The following is a 25,229-nucleotide window of genomic DNA, read 5'->3' on the forward strand; positions in this document are numbered from 1 at the left end:
CGAATCGGGCACTCGGCTGGGCCGCGCCCGCGCCCGCGCCGCCGCCGCACCGTCATCGGCGCCTCGCGCCGCCCGATCCTTCAGATCCCGACGGTCGGCGCCGAGGTCTGCGCCAGTTCGGCGAGGCGCGCGGCCGCGGCGCCGAGCGGGCGTTCGCGTGCCGTCGCGACGCTCACCCGCAGGGCGAAGCTCGCATCCTGCAGCGCGATCCAGTGCACCGCCGCGTCGTCGTCGACGAGATAGCGCGGCACGAAGCCGACGCCGAGCCCGTTGCGGATGAGCGCCAGCACGTCGTTCATGTCGCTCGTCTCGAACTGCACCTCGCGCCGCAGGCCACGGCGTCGCAGCTCGACCTCGACCAGCTCCCGCGATCCGAAGCCGCGGATGAAGTCGACCGAGCGCAGGCCGACCGTGTCGGCGAAGCGGATGCGCCGCCGCCCGTCGAGCTCGTGCCCGCGCGGCACCGCGAGCCCGAGCGGCGACTCGGCGAGCACGTGCACGTCGAGCCGCGGATGATCGGCGGCCGTCGCCGAGAGGAAGGCGACGTCGAAGTCGCCGGCGAGCAGTCCCTCGGCGAGGCCCGCCGTGCCGGTCGGCGCCGGGGTCAGCCGCAGCGCGACGCCCGGGTGGTCGGCGGTGAAGCGGCCGAGCAGCGCCGGGATGTCGAAGAGCGTCACGTTGGTCATGTAGCCGATGCGCACGGTGCCCGAGAGCCCGCCGCCGACGGCCTCGACCACATCCCGCGCGCTCTGGAACGAGTCGAGGATGCCGGTCGCGTGCGGCAGCAGCGCCCGGCCCGCAGCCGTGGGCTGCACGCGGCGGGTCGTGCGCTCGAACAGGCGCTCGCCGAGGTCGGTCTCGAGGGCGGCGACGGTGGCCGAGACGGCGGACTGCACGAGATGCAGCTCGGCGGCGGCCCGCGTGAAGCTGCCGGTGCGCGCGACGGCGGCGAAGACCTCGAGCTGACGGCGATCCATGCCGGTGAGTCTCGCAGCAATTGATCGTTGAAGCCGCTGAATCAGATCGGAACTGAGCGTTGGACTTGCGCAATCGAGGAGAGGATCTTGGCTTCGTGCCCACCGAGTCCCTCGATCTCACCCGCCCGCTCCCCGACGGAGCGACCCTCGCGCCGGACGACTTCGCCGCGCCCGCGCCGGCCGCTGCCGCCGACTCCGCCGCGCACGCTGCCTCTACTGCCCCCGCGTCGGCCTTCCGCGCGCCCCGCCCCGGCCGCGTCTCGCACGGCACGGGCTTCTGGCTCGGCGCCGTCACGTTCCTCGTGATCATGGCGTACACGACCGTGCCGACGACCCTCTGGTCGCTCTACCAGCAGCGCGACGGCTTCACGACGTTCTCGATCACGATCGCCTTCGCCGCCTACGCGGCCGGCGTGGTCGTGAGCCTCTTCCTCGCCGGGCACCTGGGCGACACCCTGGGCCGCCGTCGGCTGCTCATCCCGGCGATCGTGCTCGAGCTCGTCTCGGCGGGAATCTTCCTCGTCTGGCCCGACCTCGCCGGGCTCATCACGGCCCGCGTCATCTCCGGACTCGGCATCGGCATGGCGACCGCGACCCTGACCGCGCACCTGCTCGACCTGCACCTCGGGTCGCGTCCCGACGCGAGCCCCGTGCGCGGACAGATCGTCTCCGGCGTCGCGAACCTCGGCGGCTTCGGCGTCGGCGCGGTCGTGGCCGGGATGCTGGCCGAGTGGGCGCCGGGCGCACTCGTCACGCCGTTCGTCGTCTTCGTCGTGCTGCTGCTACTCGCCCTGGTCGCCGTGGCCGTCGTGCCCGAAACGGCGCGCATTCCGCGCATCCGTGAGCCCTACCGCCCGCAGCGGGTGCGCGTTCCGGTCGGCACCCGCGGACGATTCCTGCTCGCGGGCGGCATCGCCTTCGCGGGCTTCGCCGTGCTCGGCCTGTTCACCTCGCTCGTGCCCTCGTTCGTCGGCGGTGAGCTGCACATCGCCTCGCGGGCGGCCTCCGGCGCGGTCGTGTTCGTGGCCTTCGCCGCGGCGGCGCTCGCGCAGGTCGCCGTGCGTCCGCTCGGCCTGCGCGCGCAGGTCGGTCTCGGCGTCGCGCTGTTCGTCGTCGGGCTCGTGGTGCTCACGACGGTCGTCGCGACCGGCGGCTCGCTCGTCGCGTTCCTCGTCGGCGGCGTGATCGGCGGGGCCGGCTCGGGCGTGCTGTTCAAGTCGGCGCTCGCCGTGGCCGGATCGCTGGCGGATGCGGCGCACCGCGGCGAGGTGCTGGCCGGCATCTTCCTGCTCGGCTACATCGGCCTGACGATCCCGGTCGTCGGTCTCGGGGTCGCCACGCTCTCGGTGTCGCTCGTCGCGGCGCTCACCGGCTTCGCGACCGTCATCAGCGTGATCGCACTCGCGACTGGCGTACCCCTGGTCGTGGCGCTGGGTCGGGCCGCCCGCGCTCGCGGCTGACGTGTCCGGACGCGCGCCTCGGGCTGCCGAATCAGCTCGACGGCGCGTTGGTCGCAGCCTGGGGATATCTCGCCGTACGGGCCACGGCGCACTTCCAGTCGCTCCAGCGCGCGGGGTCAGACCGCAGGTATTCATGGAACAGGACCAGGTCCGCCTCGTCTCCCCATCCGTGGTCCTCACCGAAGTCGGCGACGAGCACCAGCGTCGCGGCGAATGCCGCTTCCAGGGTCAGCTCGTCCGGCAGCTCCGATCGACGTACGGCTTCCTCGAAAGCGCTCCGGGTCTGCAGCTCCCCGCAGTGCCTCAGCACGCTGTCTTCGACAGTCGGGGATGGATCTGCGATCGCCGCAGCGACGGCCGCCTGCCACGCATCCCATCGGGCATCTCCGCTGCGCAGGAAGTCGTAGATGCGACGGATGTCCGTCGACGCCCAATCTTCGACGTCGCCATAGATCTGCACCATATGGAGCGCGGTCGTGAACGCCTCGACGTCGGTCAGAGTCGCCGGCATCTCGGAATCGGGCGGGGTCGGTTCGATCTCCATTGGATCCGGATCAGTGGCCCTCGGGGCGCGGGAGGTTGTCGCGGGCCCAGTCGCCGAGCTGGTCGAGCACGGGCACGAGACGGCAGCCGGCCTCGGTCAGGCGGTAGGTCACTGACACCGGCGGACCCGCATCCACCTGGCGCTCGATGAGTCCGAGGCCGGTGAGGTCGCCGAGTCGGTCGCTGAGCATCGAGTCGGAGATCGCGCCGATGCCGCGGCGCAGCTCGGCGAAGCCGAGGGTCTGGTGGCCGAGCACCGCGAGGATCATGCCGTTCCAGCGCTTGCCGAGAACCCCGAAGGCGCTCACGAGGGCGGCGTCGCAGCGGTGGACGTCGCCGCTCTCGCGCAGCGGCGCGGCGATGGCGGTGTCGTCGGCGCCCGCCTCCGCGGCGCTGCGCGCGCTCGCGGATCGGGTCGTCGACGTGGTGGCCATGCGCCGAGTGTACCTGTGCTACCGTTCCGCGAGTCGCTAGTTTTTTAGAAGTCACCAGAGGAAATGTAGCGATGCGGTGCGGGGCTCGACCCGGCACCGGACGGAACGAACCCCATCCGATCGAGGAGATCACCCCATGTCCCTGTTCCGACTGGACGCCAGCATCCGCACCGAGGGCTCGGCGAGCCGCGCGCTCGGCGACATCGTCGAGGCCGAGTGGCGCCGCGAGCACCCCGACGCGACCGTGACCACCCGCCACATCGGCGTGGACCCGATCCCGGCCACCGCCTGGTCGGACGCGGTCACCGCATCATGGACCCCCGCCGATGCCCGCACCGACGCGCAGAACGCCGCCGTCGCGCTCGCCGCGGAGGTGGTCGACGAGCTCGTCGACGCCGAGGCGCTGCTCTTCGCCGTGCCGCTCTACAACTTCGGGCCCTCGCAGCACTTCAAGACCTGGGTCGACCTGGCCATCGCCGACCCGCGTCTCGGGCCGGGCAGCGAGCTGCTCAAGGGCAAGCCCGCCGTGGTCGCCACCGTGCTCGGCGGCAACTACAGCGAGGGCACCCCGCGCGCCGGATGGGACCACTCGACCGGCTGGATCGAGCGCGTGCTCGGCGACGTCTGGGGCCTCGACCTGAAGGTCGTGCAGCGCGAGTTCACTCTCGTCGGCGTGAACCCGGCGCTCGATCAGTTCACCGAGCTCGCCAAGGACCTCGCCGATCGCGCCGAGGCGAAGGCCGCCGAGCACGGCCGCTTCCTCGCGGCGCGCACCGCGGAGCGCCTCGCGGCCTGAGCCGCGCATCCGTCTGCTCGCGCCCGGTGCTCGTCTGAGTGCCGGGCGCGAGGCGTTTCCGGCGGGTCAGTCCACCTCGCGGTGCACCAGTCGCGACATGACGATCGCCGAGCGGGTGTGGTCGACGGTCGGGGCGATACGCACCTTCTCGAGGGCGTCCTCGAGCGAGGCGATGTCGCGCGAGCGGATGCGCACGATCGCGTCGGCGTCGCCGCTGACGGTGGCGGCATCCACCACCTCGGGCACGGCCGAGAGGATGCGCCGCAGCTCGGCCGGCGCGACGGTGCCGCGGCAGAACAGCTCGACGTAGGCCTCGGTTCCGAGACCGTCGACGGCCGGGTCGACCTGGATCGTGAACGACTGGATGACGCCGTCAGCCACGAGCCGATCGACGCGGCGCTTCACCGCCGACGCCGACAGGCCCACCTTCTGGCCGATGTCGCCGTACCCGGCGCGGGCGTTCTGTCGCAGCAGATCGATGATCCCGTAGTCGAGGTTATCCACCGGGACACCCTACGTCGCGCCCCGTGCGGGGCCGCCCGCTCCGGCGCGCACGACCGTTCCGCGTGCCGCCGGGGCCGCGCGCCGTGGCGTCAGGCGGAGGCGGATGCGGCGGCGCGGGAACGCCGGCGGTGGCCGAAGGCCTTCGTGCGCAGGGCGCCGGTCGCGGGGTCGGCATCCACGTCGATGCGGATTCCGTAGACCTCGCTCAGCAGCTCGCCGCGCAGCACCTCGTCGGCCGGCCCGTCGGCGACGACCCGGCCTTCGCTGAGCAGCACGAGCCGATCCGCGACCACCGCGGCCTGGTCGAGGTCGTGCAGCACGATGCCGACGGTGATGCCGTGCTCGTCGGCGAGCTCGCGCACGAGGTCGATCGTCTCCACCTGGTAGCGCAGGTCGAGGTGATTGGTGGGCTCGTCGAGCAGCAGCACGCCGGTGCGCTGGGCGAGGCTCGTCGCGAGCCAGACGCGCTGCAGCTGCCCGCCCGAGAGCTCGTCGACGCCCGCATCCGCGATGTCGGTCAGTCCGGTCAGCTCGAGCGCCTCCTGCACGGCGGCGGCTCCGTCGGGATCGGCCGAGCGGAAGCGCCCGCGGTGCGGATGCCGCCCGAACTCGACCACCTCGCGCACGCTCAGCCCCGACGGCGCCGGACGCGACTGCGAGAGCAGCGTGAGCGTGCGGGCGAACTCGCGGCGGGCGAGCGTGTCGAGAGCGCGGCCGTCGTCGAGGGTCATGGCGCCGTGCGTCGGCGCGTGCAGACGGGCGAGGGCGCGCAGCACGGTCGACTTGCCGCTGCCGTTCGGGCCGATGAGCGCCGTGACCTGCCCGGCTTCGAGGCGCAGGGCGACATCGTGCACGATCTCGGTGCGTCCGTAGCCGAGGCGCAGGCCGCTCGCGTCGACGCCGAGGCCGGCGCCGGTGCGGCCGGTGGCGCCACCCGTGTCGGCCGGCCCGACCGGGTCGGCGGATGCGGTGCGCATGGTCGGGCTCGAGGAGGTCACCCGTCGAGGTTAGCCAACCCTTACCTGCGGCTCGACCGTGCGTCGGCTGCCCGGTCCGCATCCGTGCGCGCCTCCGCGCCCGTGGCGTCGTGACCTCGGTGCGGCTTCAGCGTGACGCCGCCACCCGGCGGCCGCCGCTCAGCGGCCCGCGCTCAGCGCGGCAGCAGGTACCCGCGCAGGAAGTCGTCGAACGCCGTCTCGAGGTCGAACTCGGGATCGAGCAGCCACTGCTGCTGCAGGCCGTCCATGACGGCGGGGATCACGCGCGAGGCCTGCACGACATCCAGGTCGGCGCGGATGGTGCCGTCCTCCTGCCCGGCGACGAGGGCGGGGATCACGCCGCGCGCGTTGTCGGCGTAGCGCAGTCGGAACGCGGCGTGCGCGGGATGCTCGTCGTCGGTGGCCTCGGCCGACACGATCGTGTAGAGCGACGAGAGGCCCGGCTCGGCGCGCACGGCGCCCATCACGGCGCGGAACTGCTCGATCAGATTGCGCTCGCTCACGTCGCCGGCGGCGGTGCGCACCCGCTCGTCGCGCTCGTCGAGCACGGCCTGAAACAGCGACTCCTTGTCGCCGAAGTGGTGCAGGATGCCGGGCACCGTCATCCCGACGCCGCGCGCGATCTCGCGCAGCGAGCCGGAGTGGAAGCCGCGCCGGGCGAAGACGTGCACGGCCTGGTCGAGGATCTGCCGCCGGCGCTCCTCGGTCTTGCGGTACGGGCCGCGCGGGCCGCGGGGGTGGGCGGATGCGGGCGCGCTGCTCGCGCCCTCCGCTCCGCTCTTCTCCGCGTCGTCCACGCCCATATGATGACGCATCCCTCGCGCGCCGCTCACCCCCGCGCATCCTGTGCCCGCGCTGAATCCCTACAGGGTGTCAGGTATTCGCGCTAGGGTCGAGCCATGAACACCGACGGCGCCGTCACCTTCCCTCCCGGCTTCCTCTGGGGCGCATCCACCGCCGCCCACCAGGTCGAGGGCAACAACCTCAACTCCGACTGGTGGTACCGCGAGCACGGGCACTTCGGCGCCCCCGTCGCCGAGCCGAGCCTCGACGCCGCCGACAGCTACCACCGCTACCCCGAAGACATGCGCCTGCTGGCGGATGCGGGCCTCACCTCGTACCGCTTCAGCGTCGAGTGGGCCCGCATCGAGCCCGAGCCCGGCGTGATCAGCCGCGCCGAGATCGACCACTACCGCCGCATGGTCGGCACCGCCCGCGAGCTCGGTCTCGAGCCGATGGTCACGCTGCACCACTTCACCAACCCGATCTGGCACGGACGCAACGGCGGATGGGCCGCCGACGACGCCGTCGATCGCTTCACCCGCTACGTCGAGGCCGTGCTGCCGGTGCTCGACGACGTCACCCTGGTGTGCACGATCAACGAGCCGAACATGGTGTCGGTGCTGGCCGATCCCACCGTCGCCTTCCCGGGCGCGGGTCTGCCGCCGGGCGTCCCCGGCGTGACCGAGAAGCTCATCGAGGGCCACCACCGCGCGGTCGAGATCCTGCGCGGCGTGGGCGCGAAGGTCGGCTGGACGGTCGCCACCCAGGCCTACCAGCCCGATCCCGGCGCCGAGGCCGTGCGCGACGAGTACGCCTGGTCGCGCGAGGACGTCTTCATCGACGCCGCCAAGAACGACGACTGGATCGGCATCCAGGCCTACACCCGCACCCGCATCGCCGCCGACGGACCCGTTCCGTGGCCGGCCGAGGTCGAGAAGACCCTCACCGGCTGGGAGTACTACCCGCCCGCGATCGGCGACGGCATCGCCAACTCCCGCCGCTGGGCGCCCGGGGTGCCCGTCTACATCACCGAGAACGGCATCGCCACGGCCGACGACAGCCGCCGCATCGACTACACGCGCGGCGCCCTCACCGCGGTGCGCGAGCAGATGGATGCCGGCAGCGAGGTGCGCGGGTACCTGCACTGGAGCGCCCTCGACAACTACGAGTGGGGCACCTACACGGCCACGTTCGGCCTCATCGGCTGGGACCGCGAGACCTTCGAGCGCACGCCGAAGCCGTCGCTCGCGTGGCTCGGCGAGGTCGCGAAGGCGCAGGCGCTGCCGGTCGACTGACCCTCGTCGGCGGAGCCCGACCCCCGTCGCGGCGATGTGCGGGAGCGTGCACGGAAGCCGCTCAGGGGCGCGGTCGAGCCGCATTCCGGCTCGGTGACCCTCCTCGGCGGCTTCCGTGCACATCCGACCGCGTATGGCGGCCCGGAACTGCGGCGACGCGCGCGCCCGATAGGGTTGCTCGGGCTTCTATCCGAGAGGGATGCGCAACACATGTCGATCTTCGTCTGGGTCATCTCCGGACTCCTGTGCCTCGCCTACCTCGCCGCCGGCGGCTTCAAGACCTTCGGACCCGACGCGCGGCTGTACGCCGCCTTCCCCTGGTCGAAGCAGGTCGGCATCGCCAGCACCCGCATCATCGGGGCGCTCGAGCTGCTCGGGGCGCTCGGCCTGATCCTGCCGGTGCTGCTGAACATGGCGACGATCCTGACGCCGATCGCCGCGCTCGGACTCGTCGCCGTGCAGATCGCGGCGATGACGTTCCACATCCAGCGCCGCGAGTACTCGGCGCTGCCGATCAACGTCGTCATGCTCGTGCTCGCGGCGGTCGTCGCGGTGCTGCGGTTCCTCGGGTACTGATCCGGTCCCGAGTCTCATGCGATCCGTTCTCCGCCGGATCCGTTCTCGGCGAAAGCACGCACTACGTCGCGCTGAAGCGGCTGCCGGCGGCGCGAACCGCGTGCTCTCGCCTCGCTGCGCCTAGCGTGAGGGCATGACGCGGGATGCCGAGACCTCCGTTCTGACCGACGAGCTGCTGCAGCGCATCCGCTCGCGAGCCGCCGGCTACGACCGCGACAACGTCTTCTTCGCCGAGGACCTCGACGAGCTGCGGGATGTCGGCTACCTGCGTCCGCGCTCGCTGCTGGCGACGATCCGCGACCAGCGCCGGCTCGGCGCGCACGCCCCGGCGACGGCGCTCGCGATCAACATGCACCTCGTGTGGACGGGGGTCGCCCGCATCCTCGCCGCCCGCGGAGACCGCAGCCTCGACTGGGTTCTCGCCGACGCCGAGGCCGGCGAGCTGTTCGCCTTCGCGATCAGCGAGCCCGGAAACGACCTCGTGCTGTGGGATTCGGCGACGCGGGCGGAGCCGGTGGGCGGCGTAGGCGCGGAGCGCGGAGCGACGGTGGATGCGGCGGGCGCGTCGGCGGCGGCGAGCGCGTCGGCGGCAGCGAGCGGCGCCGGGCCGGCCGGCGTCGCCTGGGCGTTCACGGGCACGAAGGTCTTCACTTCGCTCGCCCCGGCGTGGACGCGGCTCGGCGTGTTCGGCCGCGCCGAGCAGGCGCCGGGCGGGCCGGGCGAGTCCGGCGAGACCGGCGGCCTGTGGCCCGACGGCGGGACCGGCCCGCGCCTGGTGCACGGCTTCCTCACCCGCGACACCCCCGGCTGGCGGCACCTCGACGACTGGGACACGCTCGGCATGCGCGCGACGCAGAGCCGGACGACCGTGCTCGAGGGCGCGGTCGTGCCCGCCGGGCGCGTGTCGCGCATCCTTCCGGTCGGGCCGAACCCCGACCCCTTCGTCTTCGCCGTGTTCGCGAGCTTCCTGCTCTCGATCGGCTCGGTCTACGCGGGGATCGCCGACCGCGCGCTCGAACTCGGCGTCGAGGCCGTGCAGCGGCGCACGAGCCGCCGCACCGGACTCCCGCTCTCGCAGGATCCCGACCTGCGCTGGCGGCTGGCGGACGCGGCGCTCGCCCTCGACGCGCTGGGCCCCGACCTCGAGACCCTCGCCGCCGACGTCGACGGACTCATCGACAACGGGACGCAGTGGTTCCGGCGGCTGACCGGGGCGAAGCACCGCGCGACCGAGACGGCGCGCGTCGTCGTCGATCACGCGCTGCGCGTCGCGGGCGGCTCGGGCTACGCGGCCGGCGGCGAGCTGGCGCGGCTGCAGCGGGATGTGCTCGCCGGCATCTACCACCCGAGCGACCCGGAGTCGGTGCACCAGACCGTCGCCGCGAACCTGCTCGGGCCGCTGGAGTCGTAGGCGGGTCGGTGTGTGCGGTGCTCGCGGTGCGTGCGGTGCTCGCGGAGCGCGCGGTGCTCGCAGCGCCGCAGCGTGGCGGCGTGGCAGCGCAGCGGTGCGGCAGCGTGGCCGCGCAGCGCTGTGGCAGCGGCAACGGCACCTGATCCGCGCCGCCCGTGCTCCCGCTGCTGCCCTGGCGCGGCCCCCGTCGTCGTGACGATGAGGTGATCGGTCGCCAACTGTCGCTATGCCATCCAGATGGCGACAGTTGGCGACCGATCACTCGACTCGTGACCGGTTCGGGCGGGTCAGCCGATCCGGGTGACGCGCACGACCGGGATCACCCGATCCGTCTTCTTCTCGTACTCGCCGAAGCCGGGGGAGCGGCGCACGATCTCGGCGTAGGCGGCATCCCGCTCGGCGCGGTCGAGCACGGTCGCCCGCGCCTCCACCGTGTGCACCTCCCCGTCGCGGCCGAACTCGACGCGCACCTCGGGGTTCGCGGTGAGGTTGTGGAACCAGGCGGGATGCGCGTCGGCCCCCGCCGCGGAGGCCACGACGAGCCAGCCGGCGGCTTCCGGGCTGCTGGCGGTGGTCCTGCCGCCGGCCGTCGCGTCGAAGGAGTCGGCCGGGAACGCCGCGACCGGATGCACCCGGGCCTCGCCCGAGCGGGCGCCGACGGTGTGCAGCAGCACGAGTCCGTCGCCGAAGCCGTAGGTGGAGACGTGCCCGCCGTTCGCGCGGAACTCGTCGATGATGCCGTCGTTGAAGCTCACGACAGCCACTCTGGCACCGCGGATGCGCGCGCCGCTGGGCGCGAGCGCGAACGCGAGCGCGAGCGCGAGCTCGGTCGCGGGCTCGGTCGCGAGCTCGGTCGCGCGGTCGCGCGGTGCCGGCTCGGCACACGGGCCCGCGTCGCGCGATCGGCAGCGTTCCACGGCTCGACGGGTTCGCGGATACTGCTCAGGCGGCACGTCGAGGCGGCGGGCGGGTCTGCCGGCAGCGCTCGCCAGTATCCGCAGCCCGGCACGACCCGGCCCGACCCGACCCGACCCCATCCCCGACCCGACGCGGCCCCACCCGACGAAGCGCGTTCGGTTCGCGGATACTGCTCAGGCGGCAGGTCGAGGCGGCGGGCGGGTCTGCCGGCAGCGCTCGCCAGTATCCCCGGCCCGGCCCGGCCCGACCCGGCACGGCCCGGCCCGGCCCCATCCCGGACCCGACGCGGCCCCACCCGACGAAGCGCGTTCGGCTCGCGGATACTGCCCAGACGTCAGGTCGAGGCGGCGGGCGGGTCTGCCGGCAGCGCTCGCCAGTATCCGCATGATCGAGCAGCAGTATCCGCGGACCTCAGCCGCCGCGGCCGGCCGTCAGCGCTCCGGCAGCCAGCCCGCTTCGCGCATCCACCGCTCGCACGCCTCCGTCCAGTGCACGGCATCGCCGGCGAAGCGCTCGCCCGTGCCGAGCCCGATGCCGTGCGGGCCGTGCGGGTAGACGTGCAGCGCGTGCGGCACCCCGGCGGCCGCGAGCGCGCGGCCGAGGCGGTACGCGTGACCGACCGGAACCACCGCGTCCTCGGCGGTATGCCAGACGAACGCGGGCGGGGCGCCCGGCGTCACGAGCTTCTCGAGCGAGGTGGATGCGCGCAGCTCGTCCGACGCATCCGGCCCCAGCAGCTCGCGGCGCGACCCGGCGTGGGTCTTCGTGACCATCGACACGACCGGGTAGCTGAGGATCGCGAAGTCGGGGCGCCCGAGCGGCGACGGATCGGAGCCGGCGCCGGGTCCGTCGAGCGGCGCGTACGCCGCGTGACCCGCGGCGTGACCGCCGGCCGAGAAGCCGAGCACCCCGACCCGCTCGACACCCGACTCGCGCACGCGGCGGACCTCGGCGCGCACCGCATCCAGCACGCCCGGATGCCGCGTCGACACCGGATAGAGCAGCACCGACGCCGGCATGCCGATGCCCGCGAGCCAATCGACGACCGGCTCGCCCTCGTGCGGGGCGTGGTGCGAGTAGCCGCCGCCGGGCAGCACGATGACGTGGGTCGAGGGGGTCATGCGTCCAGTCTGGCCGCGGCGGGCTGACGGCGGGCGGGATGCGGAGCCTCGGGGCGGATGCCGACGCGGCGCGGGCTGTCGGCGGCGGGGCGCGGGAGCCGGGGCGCGCAGCGAGCAGGGGCGCGCGGCGCGAGCGGTGACGTCGGGGCGCCCGGGCCGGACGACCGCGGTGATGAGGATCGCGACCACGTCGACGCATCAGCGCGGCGGACGACGCGGGGGTGAACATCCCTCCGAACCCTGCCGCCCGCGCCCGCGCGCGTGGGAGGGTGAGCGCATGAGCCCCCGGCCCGTCCTGTTCCTCGGCGACAGCATCACCGATGCGGGGCGCCGCGACGACCCGGAGGGGCTCGGATCGGGATGGGTGCGGCTCGTGCACGACGTGCTGCGCGAGCGCGGCGACGAGCGGCCGATCCTCAACCGCGGCATCAGCGGCGACCGTGCCGTCGATCTCGCGCGCCGCTGGCAGTCCGACGCGATCGACCTCGACCCCGAGCTGCTCACCGTGTACGTCGGGGTCAACGACACCTGGCGTCGCTTCGACAGCGGACTCGAGACCTCCGCCGGCGAGTTCGAGTCGGTCTACGCGGGGCTGCTGCGCGACTCGCTCGCCCACGGGCATCCCGCGCTGGTGCTCGTCGAGCCCTTCCTCGTGCCGGTCACGCCCGAGCAGGAGGGGTGGATGCCCGACCTCGACGGCAAGCGCGCGGCCGTCGACCGGCTCGCCGGCGAGTTCGATGCGGTGTTCGTTCCGCTGCAGACGGTGCTCGGCCTGGCGGCGCGCGTGCACGGGCCGGAGGCGATCGCGGCCGATGGCGTGCACCCGACTCCGCTCGGCGCCGAGCTGATCGCCGAGGCGTGGCTCGCCGCGGTCGGCGTGGGGCCGCGCGCGGCGGACTGACGCCCAACTGACGCCGGGCTGAGGTGCGAGCGGCTCTCGCGCCGCTTCACGCTGCGCGGATGGGATGCGGAAGCGTTCCCGGCCGACGTCAGACCTCAGCGCGGATACTGGCCGGCCGCGGTGTCGCCGTCGCGGGGCGGGTCGGAGCGCCGGCTCGCCAGTATCCCGCCCGGCTCAGCCAGTCCCGCGCGCTCCCCCTCCCGCACTCCCGCCGTGTGCACCACCCCGCGCATCACTGCCGCGCGCAACGCGCGCGCACCGCGTCCGCGCATCCCCGCCTGAATAGGCTTCACGCGTGAAGATCACGGTGCTCGGCGGGTGGCGCATCGAGCACGCCGGCGCCGCGGTGGCCGTGTCGGGGGCGATGCAGCTCGCGCTGCTGTTCCGGTTGGCGGCGGATGCCGGCACGGCGGTCAGCTACCGCGCGCTCGCCGAGGACCTGTGGCCGATCGACACCCCCGAGAATCCGCGCGGCGCCCTGCAGTCGATCGTGTCGCGCCTGCGCACGCAGCTGCCGGCCGCATCCATCGAGTCGACGACCGGCGGGTACCGTCTCGCGCTCGCCCGAGCGGATGTCGACGCGCTCGTGTTCCAGGATCTCGTCGCCGCCGCGGTCGCGACGCCCGATCCCGCCGACACCGTGCGGCTCGCATCCGCCGCGCTCGCACTCTGGCGTGGCGAGCCGTGGCTGCCGTCGCCCGATTTCGACTGGTTCGCGCGCGACCTGCTCGCCGACCGCACGACGGCGCTCGAGCTGGGCGGACGGATGCCGGGCGCGATCCCGGCCGAGGTGGATGCGGCGCGCGAGTCCGGCTCGTCGGTCACTGCCGCGGCGCCGACCGCGCCCGTGGCGCAGACCGCGTCGTCTCGTCCCGCTGACCAGCCGGAGCCGCTGCCGCCGTCGTCGGATGCGCCCGCCGCGACGCCGCCGGCCCATCCGTTCCCGCTCATCCCCGTCCCGCTCACGCCGCTGGTCGGGCGCGCCGCCGAGCTGGTGAACGTCGCCGCGCAGCTGGACGCGAACCGGCTCGTCACGATCCTCGGCCCCGGCGGCGCCGGCAAGACGCGCCTCGCGATCGAGGCTGCGCGCGCCCGCGTCGCGGCGACGGGCGAGCCGGCGCTGGTGGTCGAACTGGCGTCGGTCGCGGCGGCCGAGATCTGGTCGGCGGTGCTCGCCGCCACCGGACGCGAGCTGCGCAACGCCGAGAACCAGCCCGACACGACGCCGCCGCGCGAGCGCGCCCGGCAGGCCCTCGCCGGGCGGCGCGCCCTGCTCGTGCTCGACAACACCGAGCATCTGCTGGATGCGGCGGCCGAGGTCGCGATCACGCTGCTGTCGGCGCTGCCCGAGCTGCGCATCCTCGCCACGAGTCGGGAGCCGCTCGGCGCGCCCGGCGAGGCGTTCGTGTCGCTGGGTCCGCTCGCGCATCCCGACGCCGCGCGACTCGACGGCGGACTCGCGTCGGACGCCGAGCGGCTGCGCGCCTTCCCGGCGATCGACCTGTTCCGCCAGCGCGCTCGCGCCGCCCGCGGTGTCGACCTCGACGACGCGGAGCTCGCCGTCGCGGCGCGCATCTGCCTGCACCTCGACGGGCTGCCGCTCGCGCTCGAGCTGGCCGCGGCGAAGCTGCGCACCCTGACCGTCGACGAGGTGCTGGTCGGACTCGAAGACCGTTTCGCGCTGCTCGCCGGCCCCGGCCGCGGTACCCTGCCGCGCCACCAGACGCTCCGCGCCGCGATCGACTGGAGCTGGAGCCTGCTCGACGAGAGCGAGCGCACGGCCCTGTCGGTTCTGGCGGTGTTCCCGGCGGGGCTCGCAGTGGTGGATGCGCGGGCTGTGTCGTCGACGCGCGCGGCCTCGCCGACCTCCACGGCGTCGGCTGTCGGGTCGGCGACCGACGCAGGCGCGCCCGTGTCGGCCGCGCCTGCGCCGCCCGCGCCAGCCACATCCGCCGCCGCCCCCACGGCCGCGCCCGCGTCCCCGATCGCCGCGCTCGGCATCCCCGACCCGGCCGTCTTCGACGCCCTGGTCGACAAGTCGCTCGTGCAGCGGGCGCGGGGGCGGTTCCGCACGCTCGAGACGATCCGCGAGTACGGCCTCGCGCACCTGATCGACGCCGGACGTGAGCGGGAGGCGCGCGACGCGCAGGCGGTCTTCGCCCTCGGCGCGGCCGCGGCGCACGATGTCCTGCTGCGGGGTCCGCGCATCCTCGAGACCATCGCCTGGTTCGACGCCGAGCACGACAATCTCATCGGCGCGCTGCGGCACCTGGTCGCGACCGAGCAGGCCGACGCGGCGGTCGAGCTGCTCGGCGCGTGCAGCTGGTACTGGATGATGCGCGACCGCAACGCCGAAGCGGCCGAGTGGATGACGTCGGTCGCCCCGCTCGCCGCGCGCGTCGAGGGCGAGCTGGCGACGGTCGTCGCCGCGGCCGGTCGGGTGATCGAGGTGTTCCTGCGGCTCGGCCCGACGGAGGAGCCGGACGTGATCGCCGCGCTGCTCGGGGCGCTCGGTCCGTCGGCCGAGCTGCGCCCGCACGCGGGGCAGGCGCCGGTCGTGCAGGTGGTGGCGTCGTTCATCCTCATGCTCAGCCGCATCGAGCCCGGGTCGGACTGGCGCACCGAGCTGCGCGGCGTCGACGGAGCCGAACTGGGCCTCGACCCCTGGCCGACGGCGCTGCTGCTCGTGGTCGACGCCTCGCTCGCGCACAACCGCGGCGACGTCGAGCAGCTCGGCCGGGTGACCGAGCGCGCCCTCGGCATGCTCAGCGAGATCGGCGACCTGTGGTCGATCGCGGTGGCGCAGCAGATGCGCGCCGAATGGCTGGCGCTCGTCGGGCGCCTCGACGAGGCGCTCGAGGTCACGGATGCGTCGACCGAGAACCTGCGCCGCATCACCTCCGAAGCGGATCTGGCGCAGCAGCAGGATCTGGCCGTGCGCATCCTCGCCCGCCAGGGCAAGCCCGACGCGGCGCGCGCCCGCGCCGAGCAGGTGCTCGACGAGACGCTGTCGAGCGGGGTGCGGCGCGCGATCACGCAGGCCGCCGCGTCGGCGACGATCGCGGCGGCGCAGCAGGGGGATGCGGTCGCGGCCGCCGCCTTCGCCGCGCACCTCGACGAGAGCGACGAGACGCTGGCTCCGTTCGCGCAGCTCGCGGCGGCGAAGTCGGTCGCGCGCACCCACCTCGCGCTGCTGCAGGGCGATGTCGCCGCCGCCGATGAGCAGGCGCGGGATGCGCTCCGCTCGGCCCTCGACAGCCACGACCTGCCCGTGATCGCCCAGACCGCCGTCGCGGTCGCGCGGGTCTGTCTGGCGCGCGGCGACGCGGAGCTCGCGGCGCGGCTGCTGCTGGCGGCGGATGCGGCCCGCGGCATCCCCGACGAGCTCGACCCCTGGGTGCGCGAGGTGCGCGCGGGCCTGCGCGAGCGCGGCATCGCGCCGCCCGGCGACGTGGCTGGCGACCTGCGGGCTGCTGCCGCCCGCGAGCTCACCCGCCTCCCCGAGCTGCTCGCCCCCTGACCTCGCGCGAGACGCGCGAGACGCGCGAGCGCGCTGCCGCGGAGCGCTGAAGGGTCGCAAAGGCCCCGAGAAGTCCCGGATTCCGGGTCCTCTCGGGGCCTCTGCGACCCCTCACGGGGGCTGACGGGCGACGCCGGCTCACACCTTCCGGCGGTAGGCCCACATCGCGAGCGGGAAGAAGATCGCGACGAGCGCGACGCACCAGCCGAGCACCCAGAGCAGCTCGGTTCCGAGCGAGGAGCCGGCGGCCATGTAGTGCTGTCCCGACAGCAGCCCGCGCAGCGCCTCGATCACGTGGGTGACGGGGTTGATCGCCACCCAGCCCTGCAGCCAGCTCGGCAGCGTGGAGGCCGGCACGAAGGTCGACGAGCCGAAGGTCAGCGGGAAGGTGATGAGGAACGACAGGCCCTGCACGGCGCCCGAGGTGCGGGCGACCATGCCGATGAACACTGAAACCCAGCACAGGCACACCGCGAAGAGCACCATCAGCAGGATGCCGCCCACCGCCGACAGCGGATCGGTGTGGAAGCGGAATCCGATCAGCACGCCGAACAGCAGCGTCACGCCGACGGCGATCGCGTGCCGCACGATGTCGCCGAGCACGGCGCCGAACAGGGGTGCGGATCGGGCGATCGGCAGCGAGCGGAAGCGGTCGAAGACGCCCTTCTCGATGTCGGTGTTGAGGTTCACGCCGATCGTGAGCGACGTGAACATGACCGTCTGCACGATGATGCCCGGCAGCACGAAGGGCAGGTAGTTGCTCGTGTCGCCGGCGATCGCGCCGCCGAAGATGAACACGAACAGCACCGTCATGATGATCGGCTGCAGCGTCACGTCGAGGAACTGCTCCGGCTTGCGGAACATCTTCGTGACCGAGCGCTGCGCCAGGATGAGCGAGTCGCGCATCAGACGGCCTCCCCTTCGTTCGAGCTGGCCGATTCGAGCGAGCTGGTGGATGCGGATCCCGCGGATGCGGACCCGGAGGCGGGGCCGGACGCGCCGCCCTGCCCGCGCTGCCCGGTGAGCGAGTAGAAGACCTCGTCGAGGCTCGGCAGCCGCAGCGAGAACTCGACGACCGGCACCCCCTCGGAGGCGAGCGCCTGCACGGTCGCCGGCAGCACCGCATCCCCGCTGACCGGAACCGACACGAGGTCGCCGCCGATCACCTCGGGCTCGCGGGTGCCGACGCGCGCGAGCACCTGCTGCGCGGTCGCGAGGTCGGCCGGATGGGCGACCCGTACCTCGAGCGTCTGCCCGCCGACCTGGCGCTTGAGTCCCTGCGGGGTGTCGTGGGCGATGACGCGGCCGTGGTCGATCACGGTGATCTCCTCGGCGAGGGCGTCGGCCTCCTCGAGGTACTGGGTCGTGAGCAGCACGGTGGTGCCCTGCTTCACGAGCACGCGCACCATGTCCCACACGTCGTCGCGCTTGGCCGGGTCGAGTCCGGTCGTGGGCTCGTCGAGGTAGACGACGCTGGGGCGGCCGATCAGGGATGCGGCGAGGTCGAGGCGGCGCCGCATGCCGCCGGAGTAGGTCTTCGAGGTGCGGCCGCCCGCATCCACGAGGTCGAACTCGGTCAGCAGCTCGTCGGCGCGGGCGCGCGCGGCGCGGCGGTCGAGGCCGAGCAGCCGGCCGATCATCACGAGGTTCTGCAGTCCTGTGAGGTCCTCGTCCACGCTCGCGTACTGGCCGGTGAGGCCGATCGCGCGGCGCACCTCCTTCGGCTCGCGCACGACGTCGTGGCCGGCGACGCGCGCGGTGCCCTCGTCGGGGCGCAGGAGGGTCGCGAGGATGCGGACGGCGGTGGTCTTGCCGGCGCCGTTCGGTCCGAGCACACCGAGCACGCGCCCCTCGTCGACCTCCAGGTCGATGCCGGCGAGGGCCTGCGTCTTTCCGAAGCGCTTGGTGAGGCCGTGAGCCTCGATTGCCTTGGTCATGGCGACAGCGTGCTCCGGCGGCTCTGTCACCCCGCTGTCACGCGCTGTCAGCCGCTGTCACCGACAGCCGACGGCCGCAGCAAGGGCCGTCGGCCGGCAGACCCAGCACCCGCCGTCACTCGTGTTTCGGCAGCTCCTGCACGGCCCACGAGTTGCCGTCGGGGTCGCTGAAGAAGACGAAGCGGCCCCAGCCGAGATCCTCGACGCCGCGCGCCTCGACACCGCGGGCGGTCAGGTCGGCGAGCGCCTGATCGGCTGAGTCGACGACGACCTGGAGCGCGTGCAGCGACCCCGGCGGCATCTCGCTCACGCCGCGGCCGAAGGCGATCGACGCCGCCGAGCCGGGCGGGGTGACCTGGATGAAGTGGGTCTTCTCATCCACTTCGACATCCCAGTCGACGCTCCAGCCGAGCGTCTCGCCGTAGAACTCGCGCGAGCGGTTCAGATCGGCGACCGGGACCTGGATCAGCTCGATGCGGTACTCGACCATGACGACCTCCTCGTCGTACCTGCTTCGTGGTGTCTCGTGCTGGGAACGCTACGCGCGACCACCGACAGGCCTCGCCCGTCCGCCGGGCGCCTCGGAGACCTCGGCGGACACGGGCCCGCCGGGTCCTCCGAACGGAGGACGGCGTCCGTACCCCCGACACTGGGGGCACGCCGAGGGGTGACGAGTGCTCGAAACCGACGCCGCGCACGAATAGGCTCGAACTGCGCGGTGGGGGACCGCACTCCGAACGGCTCCCCGACGCCCTGTGCCTGCCGGGTCTCGCCTCGAATCGAGAGCCGGCAGCGGGCGGGAAGCCTGCCTCGACAGCGGGTCCGCGTCTGACTGACCCGAACACGTCTGAGGACTCTGCTGCCATGCCGTCTGCCCGGAAGCTCATCCGCCCCCTGCGCACCGCGACCGCCGCGCTCGTCACCGGCGCCCTCGCCGCGAGCGCGCTCGTCGTCGTCGGCGCGGCCTCGCCCGCCTCGGCCGCGCCGCTGCCGAACCTGCAGTGCGATCAGAACACGCTCTACGCGGTGTCGACCGCGACGTCGGGTCTCTACGCGGTCAACCTCGCGAACAACGCCGAGATCACGAAGGTCACCGACTACGCCGGCAACAACGGCTTCGGCGTGACGCCCGGAGGAACCGACGCCTGGGCGATCAACACGAGCTCCGGCGCCGGCAACGCGATCGTGCACCTCAACATGGCGAACGGCACGCCCGAGACGATCACGCGCACCAAGGATGCGACCGGCAGCATCATCCGCGGCGCGCTCAACCCGGCGAACGGCATCTTCTACTTCTCGTCGAACAACAGCCCGGCGACGCTCGTGGCCTACGACACCACGAAGCCGGCTGCGACGGCCGAGCTCGGCATCGTCGGCCGGATCACCGGGCCGAACGGCGGCTCCATCGCCACCACCGGCGACTTCGCGTTCAACTCCTCGGGTGTTCTCTTCATCGTCGCGGGCGGAAGCATCTACCGCACCACGACGGCGATCCCGACGGATGCGAGCAACCCGACCGGCACGATCGGCACGGCGCTCGTGACCACGCTCTCGGGCGTCACGAGCACGCCCGGCATCGCATTCTCGAGCGACGGCTACCTCTACCTGACCTCGGGCAGCAACCTGTACAAGATCAACCCGGCGACGGGCGCCCAGGTCGGCCCGACTGTCGCCCTCAAGATCGGTTCCACCGCGTACTCGCCCAACGACCTCGCGTCGTGCAACTACGCCAACACCACGCAGGCCACCGCGACCGTGAGCACGCCGGCGAAGGCGGGCGACCAGTTCACGCTGACCCTGTCGACGCCCGGCAACACCAACCAGGGCACCGCCACCTCGCCGGCCACCACGTCGACCTCGGGCACGAGCGTCACCGCGGGCCCCGTGCTCGCCGTGAAGGGCGACGATTACACCTCGACCCTCACCGCAGGCAACGGCACCACGAATCTCGACGACTACAACGTCACCTGGACCGCCACGAAGGCCGACGGCACGGTCGTCCAGACCGGAACCGGCCCGACCGCGACCTACACCTATCCCGCCGGCGCCGCGAACGGCGACGGCACCGACGTCAGCGTCAAGTACACGGTCGCTCCGAAGGCGGCCGCCGGCGACGACACCGGCAGCACGCCCTCCGGCACGAAGCTCGACGTCGCGGCCGCGAACGGCGTGCTGAAGAACGACGCCCCCGGCGTCACGATCGTCAGCAACACGCAGCCGGCCCACGCGACGTCGACCGTCACGGTCGCCGCCGACGGCTCGTACAGCTACACGCCGGCATCCGACTTCTCGGGCACCGATGTCTTCTACTACACGGTCAAGGATGCGACGGGAGCGACGGCGACCGCGAAGGTCACCATCACGGTCACCCCGGTCGCGACCGCCGACAACCTGGTCACGCCGGCCCAGAAGGGCCAGCCCGCGACGGTCAGCCCGCTCGCGAACGACAAGGGCTCCTTCGGCGCGAACGCCGTCAAGCTGGTCGGCACGGGCGGCGCCGAGGTGACGACGCTCGAGGTCACCGGCGGCACCTGGACGGTGTCGAACAACCAGATCACCTTCACGCCGACGAGCCCCGACTACTCGGGCGACCCGGCCCCGGTGAGCTACACCGTCACCGACACGAACGGGCAGAAGTCGCCCGCCGCCACCGTCACGGTCGGCTACGAGGTGGCCTCGGCCGGTGACACCGTCACCGGCAAGACTCCCGGCCAGGCCGTGAGCGTGGACGTGCTCGCGAACGACTCCACCAACCTCACCGCCGCCAGCGTCAAGCTGGTCGGCGCCGACGCGGACGGCAAGATCGTCGTCGCGAACCAGGGCACCTGGTCGGTCTCCGCCGGCAAGGTCGTCTTCACGCCCATCGCCGACTACACCGGCAACCCGACGCCGGTGAAGTACACCGCGGCGAACGCGGCCGGCACGACGACGCAGCCCGCCACCGTGACGGTCGGCTATTCCGCATCCGCCAAGAACGACCTCGTCGACGGCAAGGCGCTCACGACCGCGGTCACGGTGGATGTCGTCGCGAACGACTCGCAGAACGTCGACAAGACGAAGGTCACGATCGACACCGCCCTCGGCGACGGACGCACCCTCGACGTGACCGGCGGCCAGTGGACCGTGAACCCGGACTCGGGCGCGATCACCTTCACCCCGGCCGACGGCTACACCGGCGACCCGGCCCCGATCACCTACTCGGTGCTCGACACGCTCGGCAACAAGGTCAGCGCGACCGTCACGGTGCGCTACGTCGTCGCAGCGAAGGCCGACAGCACGACCGGTGTCGCGCAGAACACGAACGCGGTCGTGGATGTGCTCGCGAACGACTCGCAGAACGTCGACAAGACCAAGGTCACGATCGTCGACCCGGCGAACTCCGGTGCCCCGGTCACCACGCTGATCGTGGCGAACCAGGGCACCTGGACCGTCAGCGCGACGACCGGCGAGATCACCTTCGCGCCGAACAGCGGCTACACCGGCAATCCGACTCCGATCACCTACGCGGTGACCGACGGCCACGGCGCCACCGCCACCGCGAAGGTCACCGTCACCTACGAGGTGAAGGCGGCCGCCGATGAGAAGCTGAACAACGAGCCCAAGACCACCGTGACGGTGGATGTGCTCGCGAACGACTCGAAGAACCTGCTCGCGTCGAGTGTGAAGATCGTCGGCGCCCCCGGCGCCGGGACCTCGCTGACCGTCGACGGCCAGGGCGTCTGGACGGTCGACGCGACCACCGGCGAGATCTCGTTCAAGCCCGAGACCGGCTTCACCGGCAACCCCGCCGCCATCAAGTACACGGCGGACGACGGAACCGGCCAGAGCATCCCCGCCACCTCGGTGACGATCGGCTACGTGCCCAACGCGGTGAACGACCTCGTCGAGGGCGCCACCCCGAAGCAGCCGGTCGAGGTCGCGGTGCTGTCGAACGACTCCGCCAACCTGAACCCCGCGTCGGTGAAGATCGTCGACCCGGCGAACCCCGGCACCCCGGTCACGACGCTGGCCGTCGCCGACGGCGAGTGGACCGTCGGCACCTCGAACGGCCACATCACCTACACGCCCAAGCCCGGCAACACGGCGAACCCCGCCGCGATCACCTACCAGGCGAGCGACGACCACGGGAACACGAAGCAGGCGACCGTCACGGTGCGCTTCTCCGTGACCGCGGCCGATGACAGCAAGCCCGCCCAGGCGCAGGGCTCGACCGTCGAGGTCGACGTGCTCGCCAACGACTCGGCGAACATCGTGCCGAGCTCGGTCAAGATCGTCGACCCGGCCGACGCCTCGGGCGCCACGACCGTCACGACCCTCACGGTCGACGGCCAGGGCGTCTGGACCGTCGCCCCCGGCACCGGCGCGATCAGCTTCAAGCCCGAGGACGGCTACACCGGCAACCCGACCCCGATCACCTACGTGGCGGGCGACGGCTTCGGCGCCGCCGACACGGCGGAGGTCGCCATCACCTACGTGGTGAAGGCCGTCGCCGACAAGGCCGAAGACCAGGCCGTCACCAAGCCGGTGACCGTGGATGTGCTCGCCAACGACTCGAAGAACCTGCTGCCCGGTTCGGTCAAGATCGTCGACCCGGCCGCGCCCGGCGTCCCCGTGACGACCCTCGACGTGACCGGCGGCCAGTGGACGGTCGACCCCGCCACGGGCAAGATCACCTTCACCCCGGTCGACGGCTACACCGGCGATCCCGCCCCGATCAGCTACGTCGCCGACGACGGCACCGGCCAGAGCATCCCGGCGACCGCGGTCACCGTGACCTACCAGCCGGACGCCGAGAACGACGTCGCCGACGGCAAGGCCCCCGGCCTGCCGGTGAAGGTGGATGTGCTCGGCAACGACACGCAGAACCTGCTGCCCGGCTCGGTGCGCATCCTGCCCGACCCGTCGAACACGACGAACGCGGTCGACACGCTGACCGTGACCGGCGGAAAGTGGACGATCGACCCGGCCTCCGGCGAGATCACCTTCACCCCCGACGCCGACTACACCGGCAACCCGGCTCCGATCACCTACCAGGCGAAGACCGCGAGCGGCGAGGCCGTCACCGCGACCGTCGCCGTGCGCTTCACCGTCGCGGCGAAGGCCGACGAGAAGCGCGGTCAGGCTCAGGGCGCGACCGTGACCGTCGACGTTCTCGCGAACGACTCGAAGAACCTCGAGGCCGACACGGTCGTGATCGACGGCGCGACCGGCGACGGCCGCACCCTCGAGGTCACCGGCGAGGGCACCTGGACCGTCGACGAGACGACCGGGGCGATCTCCTTCAAGCCCGAGGACGGCTACTCCGGCAACCCGACCGCGATCAAGTACACGGCCGGTGACGGCTTCGGCGTCACCGCGTCGGCCGGCGTCGTCGTGACCTACGTGGTCAAGGCCGCCGCCGACTCCAGCCCCGCCAACGAGCTGCGCAAGCCCGTGACGGTGGATGTGCTCGCGAACGACTCGAAGAACCTGAAGCCGGCGACGGTCAAGATCGTCGACCCCGCTCACCCGGGCAGCCCGGTCACGACCCTCGTGGTCGACGACCAGGGCACCTGGACGGTCTCCCTGTCGGACGGCAAGATCACCTTCGCTCCGGTCGACGGCTATGTCGGCAACCCGACCCCGATCAGCTACGTGGCGGGCGACGGCACCGGTCAGAGCATCCCGGCGACCACGGTCACGGTGACGTTCCAGGCGCAGGCCGCGAACGACACCAAGGCCGACCAGGAGGTCGGCAAGCCGGTCACGGTCGACGTCGTCGCCAACGACGCGGGCAGCTTCGGCTCGACCCCCGACGTGAAGCTGATCGGCGCCGAGGGCGCGCTCGTCACCTCGCTGCAGGTGCCGAACCAGGGCACGTGGACGGTGAACTCGGCCGGTCAGGTCGTCTTCACGCCGGTCGACGGCTTCGAGGGCGACCCGAGCTCCGTGACCTATCGCGTCACGGACACGAGCGGCCTGACCTCCGACGCCACGGTCACCGTCACCTACAAGCCCGTCGCGGTCGCCGACACGGCCGACGCGCCGGGTCTGGGCCTCAAGACCAAGGTCGACGTGCTCGCGAACGACCGCGGCGTGATCGACCCCGCCTCGGTCACGATCGTGGGCGCTCCCGGTGACGGCAAGACCCTCGTGGTCGACGGCCAGGGCACCTGGACCGTGGACGAGGACGGCGTCATCACGTTCGAGCCGGCCGAGGGCTTCGCCTCCGACCCGACCTCGATCACGTACGAGGCCATCGGCAACCACGGCACCGTGATCAGCGGATCGGTCGGCGTGAACTACGCCCCGGTCGCCGTCGACGACGTGAAGAACGGCGGCAAGCTCGGCACGCCCTTCACCGTGGATGTGCTCGCCAACGACAAGGGCGCGTTCGTCGCCGCCTCGGTCGTCATCGTCGGCGCCCCCGGTGACGGCAAGACCCTCGTGGTCGACGGGCAGGGCACCTGGACGGTCGATGCCGTGACCGGCGCCGTCACCTTCACCCCGGCTGCCGGCTACACCGGCAACCCGACCCCGGTGAAGTACACGGTCACCGACGTGGACGGCGACACCGCGACCGCATCCGTCACCGTCACCTACAAGCCGGTCGCCGCGGCCGACGTGTCGAAGAACAACAAGCCCGGTCAGCCGGTCACGGTGAACGTGCTCGGCAACGACGGCGGCGCCTTCGACCCGACCTCGGTGCGCATCGTCGACCCGAAGACCGGCCAGCGGGTGACCAGCTACGGCGTGCTCGGCGAGGGCATCTGGTCGGTCGACCCGACCACGGGCGCCATCACCTTCACCCCGGCGGTCGGATTCACCGGCACCCCGGCGCCGATCACCTACGAGGTGACCGACCTCGAGGGCAACACGACCAGCGCGACCCTGAGCATCCAGTACGCGCCGGTGCCGCCGCCGGTTGCGCAGGCGCTCGCGTCGACCGGTGTCGAGGGCGTCGTCGGCGGGCTCGTGGCCCTGCTCCTGCTGCTCAGCGGGGCGTGCGCGCTGCTCGTGGCGCGCCGCCGGACGGCGACCGCCTGAGTCGCAGGTGACGTCGAGATGACGTGAGG

At 72.7% G+C, this 25,229-nt stretch carries 19 protein-coding genes; 8 read left to right on the forward strand and 11 right to left on the reverse strand.

The annotated features are described in order from the left end of the window. Positions 1–80 precede the first annotated feature (80 nt). Positions 81–977 (reverse strand): LysR family transcriptional regulator, encoded by an 897-nt coding sequence (locus FJ657_RS04965; RefSeq protein ID WP_141162512.1) that lies wholly within the window; start codon positions 975–977, stop codon positions 81–83. 95 nt (positions 978–1,072) lie between these two features. On the opposite strand from FJ657_RS04965, the gene FJ657_RS04970 reads away from it, so the two are divergent. Then, positions 1,073–2,437, forward strand: coding sequence for an MFS transporter (locus tag FJ657_RS04970; protein ID WP_219995863.1), 1,365 nt, complete (start codon positions 1,073–1,075; stop codon positions 2,435–2,437). A 31-nt stretch (positions 2,438–2,468) separates the two neighbouring features. Here the strand turns inward: FJ657_RS04970 and FJ657_RS04975 are convergent, their stop codons facing one another. Then, positions 2,469–2,981, reverse strand: coding sequence for a hypothetical protein (locus FJ657_RS04975; protein WP_141162513.1), 513 nt, complete (start codon positions 2,979–2,981; stop codon positions 2,469–2,471). Positions 2,982–2,991: 10 nt separating this feature from the next. Then, positions 2,992–3,414, reverse strand: coding sequence for a winged helix-turn-helix transcriptional regulator (locus FJ657_RS04980; RefSeq protein ID WP_141162514.1), 423 nt, complete (start codon positions 3,412–3,414; stop codon positions 2,992–2,994). Between the two features lie 136 nt (positions 3,415–3,550). On the opposite strand from FJ657_RS04980, the gene FJ657_RS04985 reads away from it, so the two are divergent. Further along, positions 3,551–4,210: an FMN-dependent NADH-azoreductase gene (locus tag FJ657_RS04985; RefSeq protein ID WP_141162515.1), complete on the forward strand. Its 660-nt coding sequence runs from the start codon at positions 3,551–3,553 to the stop codon at positions 4,208–4,210. Positions 4,211–4,276: 66 nt separating this feature from the next. On the opposite strand, the gene FJ657_RS04990 is transcribed toward FJ657_RS04985, so the two are convergent. From FJ657_RS04990 to FJ657_RS05000, 3 genes are all read right to left on the reverse strand, one after another. After that, positions 4,277–4,714, reverse strand: a complete 438-nt coding sequence (locus FJ657_RS04990) for an Lrp/AsnC family transcriptional regulator (RefSeq protein ID WP_141162516.1) — start codon at positions 4,712–4,714, stop codon at positions 4,277–4,279. 89 nt (positions 4,715–4,803) lie between these two features. Next, on the reverse strand, positions 4,804–5,712 hold the full coding sequence (locus tag FJ657_RS04995; protein ID WP_255447145.1) for an ABC transporter ATP-binding protein: 909 nt from the start codon (positions 5,710–5,712) through the stop codon (positions 4,804–4,806). Positions 5,713–5,864: 152 nt separating this feature from the next. Further along, positions 5,865–6,515 carry a TetR/AcrR family transcriptional regulator gene (locus FJ657_RS05000; RefSeq protein WP_141162517.1) on the reverse strand — a complete coding sequence of 217 codons (651 nt, stop codon included), beginning with the start codon at positions 6,513–6,515 and terminating at the stop codon, positions 5,865–5,867. A 96-nt stretch (positions 6,516–6,611) separates the two neighbouring features. On the opposite strand from FJ657_RS05000, the gene FJ657_RS05005 reads away from it, so the two are divergent. The 3 genes from FJ657_RS05005 to FJ657_RS05015 all read left to right on the forward strand — a co-directional run bounded on the left by FJ657_RS05005 (position 6,612) and on the right by FJ657_RS05015 (position 9,777). Further along, positions 6,612–7,790 (forward strand): glycoside hydrolase family 1 protein, encoded by a 1,179-nt coding sequence (locus tag FJ657_RS05005; RefSeq protein WP_141162518.1) that lies wholly within the window; start codon positions 6,612–6,614, stop codon positions 7,788–7,790. 210 nt (positions 7,791–8,000) lie between these two features. Continuing rightward, on the forward strand, positions 8,001–8,366 hold the full coding sequence (locus FJ657_RS05010) for a DoxX family protein (protein WP_141162519.1): 366 nt from the start codon (positions 8,001–8,003) through the stop codon (positions 8,364–8,366). Between the two features lie 133 nt (positions 8,367–8,499). After that, on the forward strand, positions 8,500–9,777 hold the full coding sequence (locus FJ657_RS05015) for an acyl-CoA dehydrogenase family protein (RefSeq protein WP_141162520.1): 1,278 nt from the start codon (positions 8,500–8,502) through the stop codon (positions 9,775–9,777). A 287-nt stretch (positions 9,778–10,064) separates the two neighbouring features. Here FJ657_RS05015 and FJ657_RS05020 read toward each other — a convergent pair whose 3' ends face one another. Together FJ657_RS05020 and FJ657_RS05025 are read right to left on the reverse strand one after the other, a co-directional pair. Then, positions 10,065–10,694 (reverse strand): nitroreductase family deazaflavin-dependent oxidoreductase, encoded by a 630-nt coding sequence (locus tag FJ657_RS05020; protein WP_255447147.1) that lies wholly within the window; start codon positions 10,692–10,694, stop codon positions 10,065–10,067. Between the two features lie 432 nt (positions 10,695–11,126). Further along, a complete protein-coding gene (locus tag FJ657_RS05025; protein WP_141162522.1) occupies positions 11,127–11,816 on the reverse strand; it encodes an alpha/beta hydrolase in 690 nt (229 codons plus the stop codon). Between the two features lie 277 nt (positions 11,817–12,093). Here FJ657_RS05025 and FJ657_RS05030 point away from each other — a divergent pair, with 277 nt between their 5' ends. Beyond that, a complete protein-coding gene (locus FJ657_RS05030) occupies positions 12,094–12,717 on the forward strand; it encodes an SGNH/GDSL hydrolase family protein (RefSeq protein ID WP_141162523.1) in 624 nt (207 codons plus the stop codon). A 295-nt stretch (positions 12,718–13,012) separates the two neighbouring features. Beyond that, a complete protein-coding gene (locus tag FJ657_RS05035) occupies positions 13,013–16,237 on the forward strand; it encodes an AfsR/SARP family transcriptional regulator (protein ID WP_141162524.1) in 3,225 nt (1,074 codons plus the stop codon). A gap of 138 nt (positions 16,238–16,375) precedes the next feature. Here the strand turns inward: FJ657_RS05035 and FJ657_RS05040 are convergent, their stop codons facing one another. The 3 genes from FJ657_RS05040 to FJ657_RS05050 form a co-directional block, all read right to left on the reverse strand. After that, on the reverse strand, positions 16,376–17,143 hold the full coding sequence (locus FJ657_RS05040) for an ABC transporter permease (RefSeq protein WP_141162525.1): 768 nt from the start codon (positions 17,141–17,143) through the stop codon (positions 16,376–16,378). After that, complete coding sequence (locus FJ657_RS05045) at positions 17,143–18,174, reverse strand: ATP-binding cassette domain-containing protein (RefSeq protein WP_141162526.1); 1,032 nt, start codon at positions 18,172–18,174, stop codon at positions 17,143–17,145. The genes FJ657_RS05040 and FJ657_RS05045 overlap by 1 nt, the downstream gene beginning before the upstream one ends. 115 nt (positions 18,175–18,289) lie before the next feature. Beyond that, entirely contained in the window at positions 18,290–18,664 is a 375-nt protein-coding gene (locus FJ657_RS05050) for a glyoxalase superfamily protein (RefSeq protein WP_141162527.1), read from the reverse strand. 374 nt (positions 18,665–19,038) lie between these two features. Between FJ657_RS05050 and FJ657_RS05055 the strand changes: the two genes are divergently transcribed. Continuing rightward, entirely contained in the window at positions 19,039–25,200 is a 6,162-nt protein-coding gene (locus tag FJ657_RS05055) for an Ig-like domain-containing protein (RefSeq protein WP_141162528.1), read from the forward strand. Positions 25,201–25,229: the final 29 nt, after the last annotated feature.

The organism is Schumannella soli (assembly GCF_006517435.1).
GTDB classification, from domain to species: domain Bacteria; phylum Actinomycetota; class Actinomycetes; order Actinomycetales; family Microbacteriaceae; genus Schumannella; species Schumannella soli.